The sequence below is a fragment of the Rhodanobacter ginsengiterrae genome, assembly GCF_050026815.1.
GTDB classification, from domain to species: domain Bacteria; phylum Pseudomonadota; class Gammaproteobacteria; order Xanthomonadales; family Rhodanobacteraceae; genus Rhodanobacter; species Rhodanobacter ginsengiterrae.
The window spans coordinates 125,383-132,891 of record NZ_JALBWO010000045.1 but is presented as its reverse complement, the minus strand read 5'-3'; the positions used below and the strand labels follow the sequence as shown (position 1 = coordinate 132,891).

The window sequence follows — 7,509 nt, the reverse complement described above, 5'->3', positions numbered from 1 at the left end:
AAGTCTTTGGGCTGGAAGGTCTTCGCCTGGCTCGCCGGCTTGTGCACAGCGGCGTCGACGTAGCGCGGGTCGCGCTTGCGCATGTTGCCGTCCGCGATATAGCCGTCGATACGGTCAGCCGCCAAGGGGTTCACCCCCCATTTCAGGAGCGTTCCCTGCCCAACCCGGTCCGGGACAGCGGTGGCCGCCTTGATGGGCCAAGCTGCATCGGCAAGGCCCGGGCAGGGCAACCGGCGAACGCCACTCACAGCAGCCGCAGCAATTCCTTCATCAGCGGCAGCCGGCGCACGCGCACCGCGCTGGCGCGGAACACGGCGTTGGCGAGTGCGGGCGCGGCGGTGGGCATGGCCAGGAAGCTGGCGCCGGCCGGATCGCGCTGGTCGGCGACGGTGATCACTTCGACGTCGTCGGGCAGTTGCGCCATGCTGGCCAGCGGGTAGTCCTTGAAGTTGTGCTGCTGCACCTGGCCGCCCTTGATGGTAATCGCGGCATTCAGGGCGATCGACAGTGCGTCCAGGGTGGCGCCGGCCACCTGTCCTTCGAGGCCCAGTGGATTGATCACGCGACCCACGTCGACCGCGCAGACGACGCGCTGGATGGTCAGTTGCTCGCCCTGCATCGAGGCTTCGATGGCATGCGCGACATAGGCGCCGTCGACATGCCAGCAGGCGATGCCCAGGCCGTTGACGGTGCGCAGCCAGTTCTTCCACTCGATGCGGTCGGCGACCAGCTGGAGCACATTGGCCAGCCGGCCGGTATCCAGCGTGCGACCGTTGTCCAGCGGCAGCTGGCGCGCGTCGCCGAGGATGCGCAGGCGGGTTTTCAGCGGATCCTCGCGCATCTGGTGCGCGATCTCGTCGATGAAGCTTTCCACCGCGAACGCGTTGCTGAGGTGGGGCATGCCGCGCATCGGGCCGCGCGGCGTGGTCGACTGCAGCGCGTACCAGTCGCTGCGGTAATTCGGTACCAGCGGGGCAGGCAGCTGGTCGGCCTGCAGTTCGGACGTCCATAGCTGGTTGTCCGGCACGCCGCGCCCGGACAACGCCGAGGCGCTGGCCATGCGCTGGTCCCACGCCAGCAACTGGCGCTTGCGGTCGATGATCGCGCCGAGCAGGTGCACGCTGCCGCTGCGGTAATAGTCGTTGCGCAGGTCCTGTTCATTCGACCACAGCAGGCGCACCGGCTTGTTGACGGCCTTGGCCAGCATCACTGCCTCGGCTACGTAATCGTGGTCGAGCCGGCGACCGTAGCCGCCACCCACGCGCGGCACGCGGATGTCGATCTTGTCGGCGGCCAGCCCGGTCAGGCGCTGCACCACGGCGGAGGCCTTCTGCGGTGCCTGGGTCGGCACCACCAGACTGGCGCGATCCTTGTCCAGCCGCACCAGGCAGTTCATCGGTTCGGCGGTGGCGTGGGCCAGCCATGGCTGGAAGTAGGTCGCTTCCAGCCGGCGCGCGGCTTTCTTGCCGGCAGCCTCGACGTCACCGGTATCGCGCACGCGCGTGGTCGGTTCGTTCTTGCCGCCGAGCAGGGCCAGCGCCAGTTGTTCCAGCGCATTGCTGTTGCCGTCGGCGCTGGCGCCGGGTTTCCATTCCAGCTTCAGCTTGGCCTGACCCTGCAAGGCAGCCCAGGTCGTTTCGGCGATCACCGCCACGGCCGCGGCGATCACCGTGCTGCCCAGCGGCTGCCCCCGCTCGGGGTGCAGCTGCACCACCTTGAGCACGCCTGCGACGGCGAGCGCGTCGGTGGTGTCGATGCGCGCCAGGCTGCCGTCCGGCCAGGGGCAATGCGACAGCACGGCGACTACCGCATCGCCGTAAAAATGGTCGATGGCGTAGCGGGTCTGGCCGGTGACGATGGCGCGTGCGTCGACATCGCCGGCGCGGTGGCCGATCAATTTGTAGTCGACCGGATTCTTCAGCGGCGGCAGGGTGGTCGGCAGGGCGATCTTGCTGGCGTCGGCGGCCAGGCTGCCGTAGCTGAAGCGACGACCGTCGGGCGCGATGACCATGCCGCTTTCGCTGCGCAGGCTGCTGGCAGCCAGCCCGAGCCGGCGCGACGCGGCCTGCAGCAGCAGCCAGCGCGCCGCCGCACCGGCCTGGCGCAGGTCGCGCCAGGCCGCGGGTATCGAGGTGCCGGTGCCGCCGACCTGATGACCGTAGGTCCAGACCGGTTGGCCCTTCGCGGTATCCACGCCGAGGCCCAGCGGCACCACGCGGACGGTGTTCCAGTCGACATCGAGTTCCTCGGCGATGATCCGCGGCAGCGCCGTGGCCACGCCGGTGCCGGTGTCCGGGTCGCGCGCGCCGATCAGCACGCTGCCGTCCTCGTCGATGCGTACGTAGGGGCCGAGGCCATGGATGTTGTCGCCCAGCAGCGCCGGCGGCAGCGGCGCGTCGGCGGCATCGGCCAGGCGGATGCCGACCAGCAGCGAGCCGGCGGTGCCGGCGATCACCTGCAGGAAGCGGCGACGCGAAAGTCGCAGGCCCTGGTTGATCTCCCGGCTCATCGCTGGCCGGCCTTGCCGGCGGCAGCGCGCTTGATCGCACGACGCACGCGGGTCTGGCAGCCGCAGCGGCACAGGTTCGGCAACTGGTCGATGTCGCCATCGTTCGGGTGCGGTTTGCGCCTGAGCAGGTCGACCCCCGCGATCAGCCAGCCGGGCGTGCAGTAGCCGCAGCCGATCGCGTCCTCGTCGATGAAGGCCTGTTGCAGCGGATGCAGGCTGCCGTCGTTGGCGGCCAGACCTTCCACGGTGATCACCGCCTTGCCGGCCAGCTTCGCCATCGGCTGGCTGATCGCGGCAACCGCCTTGCCGTCCAGCAGCACCAGGTCGGCGCCGCTGCCGCCGTGCTCGCCGGCGTACTTGGTGCCGGTCAGCCGCAACACATCGCGCAGGTACCACAGCAAGGGCAGCTGCGGATCACCGGTGTGGCGGTAGTGCTCGCCGTTGATCTGCAGGTCGATGCCGTCGCGGATCTTGTCCGGAACGATGCTGCTGTCCGGCGGGGTCGGCAGGACCTGGGCTTGCACGGGCACCATCCATCATCTCCTCGAAGTCGATCCGCGCATTGTGGCATTGCCGCCGCCTGCTTAGGGCAGTGTGCGGCTGAACAGGCGTTGCCAGATGAAGTAGACCGGCACGCCTGCCAGCATGATCAGCAGCACGATGGCCGAGCTGAAGGGATTGTCGAGCAGGGTGGCCACCACCACCGCGCCCACCGCGGCGACGAACAGCAGCGGCAGCCATGGGTAGCCCGGCACGCGGAAGCCGCTGGCCGCATCGTCATGGTGGCGATACCAGAACAGCGTGGCTACGCCGACCGCGCAGGCCAGCCAGTCGCCGAAGGTGGCGTAGTCGAGCAGCTGGCCATAGCTGAATGCCAGCGCCAGCAGGATCGCCCAGCCGGACAGCAGCAGCAACGCGGTGTTCGGCGTGCGCCAATGGGGGTGCAGTCGGGCCACGGCGCGGAAGAACAGGCCGTCCTCGCCCATCACCTGCAGCACGCGGGCGCCGGCAACCAGGGTGATGTTGCAGAAGCCCAGGGTGGAAATCGCCACGCCCAGCGCGATGAGCTTGCCGCCGACCGGCCCGGCCACCTGCTGCATCACGTCGGCGGCGGGCGCATGGCTGGCGGCCAGGCCGGCATGGCCAAGCACGGCGAGATAGGCGACGTTGACCAGTACGTAGGCAACGATCACCAGCCCCATGCCCAGCGCCAGTGCACGGGGCAAGGTGCGCTGCGGCTCGCGCACTTCGCCAGCCAGGTTGTTGAGGTAGGTGAAGCCTGAATAGGCGAACAGCACCGGCAGCGCTGCGCCGATGAAGCCCACGCCGTGGCGCGACGGATCCACGGCCAGCACCTGCTGGTGGCCGGCCCCGGCGAAAAAGAGTCCGCAAGCGACCAGCACCGCCACCGCCAGCAGCTTGAGCAGGGCGAACAGATTCTGGATCTGCGCACCCAGCCGGATGCCGAACAGGTTGATGCCGGTGACGAAGACGAGGGCGCCGATCGTCAACGGCCGCGACCACGCCGCCGACAAGCCGAACAGCGGGGCGGCATAGCTGGCGAAGATCGTCGCCACCGCGGCGGAGGAGCCGGAATAGATCACCAGCAGCATGGTCCAGCCGAACAGGAAGCCGGCCAGCGGACCGAACGCCTCGCGCAGATAGACATAGGTGCCGCCGGCCCGCGGACGACGCGCGCCCAGTTCGGCGTAGCACAGCGCGCCGACCAGGGTGAGCAGACCCGCGGCCACCCACAGCGACAGCAACCACAGGCCCGACTCGGTGCGCTGCGCAACCACGCCCGGGGTGAGGAAGATGCCGCCGCCGATGACGCCGCCGACCACGATCAGGGCGGCGTCCCACGGACGCAGGCTGCGGAGGTAAGCAGTGGACGGCGGTGAAGGCATGGGTTCGATCACGAAAGGCGGGTGCGACAGCATGGCGGCGGCCCGCGTGCCCGGCAAGCTCTCCGCGGGCGTGTCGCCGGCTTTTAAGAAGAGAGAGGCAGCTCAGCGGTCGATTCTGCTTCCTTCGCTGGACAGCGAGGGGCAGGGTGGGGCGGGCCCAAGGGAGTTCTTCAGGTGAGGGGGCTTGGTCGGGGCAACATCAACAGCGCACTCTCCAGACCTCCCCCTGCTGTGCGGAGGGCGCAAGATCAGCCGCCCGGCGCAGGGATGTCCAGTTCGCCGCGCACGCCGATCACGCAGTGGCCGCCGATCGTGATCGCACCGCTGATTTCATCGCGTGCCACTTCCACATAACCGTCGCGGCCCACTTCGCGACCCTGGCTGGCCCGATAGCGCAGGCCGTAGCCGTCGCGGTCCGCGCGTGCGCCGAGCCAGGCCATGATCGCGGCGTTGGCGCTGCCGGTGACCGGATCTTCCGGAATGCCGTCGGCTGGACAAAACGCGCGCACCGCCATCGCCGCCGCGGCGGAACGTTCGTGCCCGAACACGCTGACGCCCACCGCACCGTGGCGCAGACACAGCTCCGCCAGCAGGCCCATCTCCGGGGCCAGCGCGCGCACCACCGCCGCTTCATCCAGCTGGCACAGGATCCAGTGCGGACCGTTGTCGACATGGGTGACCTGCTCCGGCGCGAGCTCGACGTGCAGCGCACGGGTCAGTTGCGCACGCAGCGCTTCGTCGACCGGCACCAACCGCGCCGGCGGTGCCTGCACGTGGATGATGCGGGTCGGCCCGTGGCCGACGACCTGCACCGGCAACAGCCCGGCGGCACATTGCTGGATCAAGGCAGTCTTGCCGGGGGTGATCAGTCCGGCCTCGATCGCCGCATACGCGCTGCCCACGCTGGGGTGGCCGGCGAACGGCAGTTCCTGGCGCGGGGTGAAGATGCGCACGCGGTAGTCGGCCTGCGGCTCGGTGGGCGGCAGCAGGAAGGTGGTCTCGGAGAGATTGGTCCAGCGCGCGATGCGCTGCATGGTCGGTCCATCCAGCCCTTCGGCACCGATCACCACGGCCAGCGGATTGCCATCGAACAGGCGGCTGGCGAAGACATCCAGTTGCAGGAAGCGGAACGTGTCGGGCATGGTCGGGACGATGCATGGTCGGGAAGCCAACGATGATAGCGGCAGGCCGAACGATGGCGGACCCATCGGCACGCCTGCGGCCGGGGTCGGGCCGTCGCCCGATTTGCGGCACAATAAGAGGGTTGTGCGCCCCGAACAGCGGTTTGCGGCGCCTCGCTCCCCTCTCGACATCGAAGCTGCCGCCATGACCGCCATCAAGCAAGAAGACCTGATCCAGTCCGTCGCCGACGCCCTGCAGTACATCAGCTACTACCACCCGGTCGACTACATCAAGAGTCTGGCTGCTGCGTACGCACGCGAGGAGTCGCCGGCCGCGAAGGATGCGATGGCGCAGATCCTGATCAACTCGCGGATGGCTGCCGAGGGGCATCGCCCGCTGTGCCAGGACACCGGCATCGTCACCGTGTTCCTGAAAGTGGGCATGAACGTGCGCTGGGACGACGCCAGCATGTCGCTGGAAGACATGGCCAACGAAGGCGTGCGCCGTGCCTACATGGACCCGGACAACAAGCTGCGCGCCAGCGTGCTGGCCGACCCGGCCGGCAAGCGCATCAACACGAAGGACAACACGCCGTCGGTGGTCAACATGTCGATCGTGCCGGGCGACACGGTGGAAGTGATCGTGGCGGCCAAGGGCGGCGGTTCGGAGGCGAAGTCGAAGTTCGCGATGCTCAATCCATCCGACTCGATCGTCGACTGGGTGCTGAAGACCGTGCCGACGATGGGTGCCGGCTGGTGTCCGCCGGGCATGCTCGGCATCGGCATCGGCGGCACCGCCGAGAAGGCGATGCTGATGGCCAAGGAGGCGCTGATGGAGTCGATCGACATCCAGGAACTGATCGCGCGCGGCCCATCCAATCGTTGCGAGGAGCTGCGCATCGAGCTGTACGACAAGGTCAACGCGCTGGGCATCGGCGCGCAGGGCCTGGGCGGCCTGACCACCGTACTCGACGTCAAGGTGAAGGATTTCCCCACCCACGCGGCGAACCTGCCGGTGGCGATGATTCCCAACTGCGCGGCCACCCGTCACGCGCACTTCGTGCTCGACGGTTCCGGCCCGGTGATGCTCGATCCGCCATCGCTGGAAGACTGGCCCAAGCTGACCTTCGACACCTCCAAGGGCCGTCGCGTCAATCTCGACACGGTGACCCGCGACGAGGTGGCCAGCTGGACGCCGGGCGAGACGCTGCTGCTCAACGGCAAGCTGCTGACCGGTCGCGATGCCGCGCACAAGCGCATGGTCGAGATGTTGAACAAGGGCGAGCCGCTGCCGGTCGATTTCAAGGGCCGCTTCATCTACTACGTCGGCCCGGTCGACCCGGTGCGCGAGGAAGTGGTCGGCCCGGCCGGCCCCACCACGGCGACGCGGATGGACAAGTTCACCGAACAGGTGCTGGCGCAGACCGGCCTGCTCGGCATGGTCGGCAAGGCCGAGCGCGGTCCGGCCGCGATCGAGGCGATCAAGAAGCACCAGTCGGTCTACCTGATGGCGGTTGGCGGTGCGGCGTATCTCGTCTCCAAGGCGATCAAGGCCTCGCGGGTGGTCGGCTTCGCCGATCTGGGCATGGAGGCGATCTACGAGTTCACTGTGGAAGACATGCCGGTGACGGTGGCAGTGGATTCCGGTGGGACCTCGGTGCATCAGACCGGGCCGCGGGAGTGGCAGGCAAGGATCGGCAAGATCCCCGTCTTTATTCAATAAAGAAGTGCGCGAAGCGCACGCCATCGCCTCCTCCCCTCCCAGGGGAGGATTGAGGTGGGGTAGCGCAGGGTCGCCGAAAAGCTCAAGAGTCCAGAGCGACCCCACCCCGGCCCTCCCCTGCAGGCAGGGGAGGGAGCAACCCCATCGCTTCCTCCCCTCCCAGGGGAGGATTGAGGTGGGGTAGCGCAGGGTCGCCGAAAAGCTCAAGAGTCCAGAGCGACCCCACCCCGGCCCTCCCCTGCAGGCAGG

At 68.4% G+C, this 7,509-nt stretch carries 5 protein-coding genes; 1 reads left to right on the top strand and 4 read right to left on the bottom strand.

The window, feature by feature from the left end; translation table 11 throughout:
• Positions 1 to 244: 244 nt before the first annotated feature.
• From ACQGNJ_RS04470 to ACQGNJ_RS04455, 4 genes are all read right to left on the bottom strand, one after another.
• Positions 245 to 2,509 (bottom strand): xanthine dehydrogenase family protein molybdopterin-binding subunit, encoded by a 2,265-nt coding sequence (locus tag ACQGNJ_RS04470; protein WP_426688033.1) that lies wholly within the window; start codon positions 2,507 to 2,509, stop codon positions 245 to 247.
• A complete protein-coding gene (locus tag ACQGNJ_RS04465; RefSeq protein ID WP_426688032.1) occupies positions 2,506 to 3,042 on the bottom strand; it encodes a (2Fe-2S)-binding protein in 537 nt (178 codons plus the stop codon). Before ACQGNJ_RS04465 ends, ACQGNJ_RS04470 begins: the two co-directional genes overlap by 4 nt.
• Positions 3,043 to 3,093: 51 nt before the next feature.
• Entirely contained in the window at positions 3,094 to 4,416 is a 1,323-nt protein-coding gene (locus ACQGNJ_RS04460) for an APC family permease (RefSeq protein ID WP_426688031.1), read from the bottom strand.
• Between the two features lie 248 nt (positions 4,417 to 4,664).
• Positions 4,665 to 5,558 (bottom strand): PhzF family phenazine biosynthesis protein, encoded by an 894-nt coding sequence (locus tag ACQGNJ_RS04455; protein ID WP_426688030.1) that lies wholly within the window; start codon positions 5,556 to 5,558, stop codon positions 4,665 to 4,667.
• 184 nt (positions 5,559 to 5,742) lie between these two features.
• Between ACQGNJ_RS04455 and ACQGNJ_RS04450 the strand changes: the two genes are divergently transcribed.
• Positions 5,743 to 7,260 (top strand): fumarate hydratase, encoded by a 1,518-nt coding sequence (locus ACQGNJ_RS04450; RefSeq protein ID WP_426688029.1) that lies wholly within the window; start codon positions 5,743 to 5,745, stop codon positions 7,258 to 7,260.
• The last annotated feature ends 249 nt before the right edge of the window (positions 7,261 to 7,509 follow it).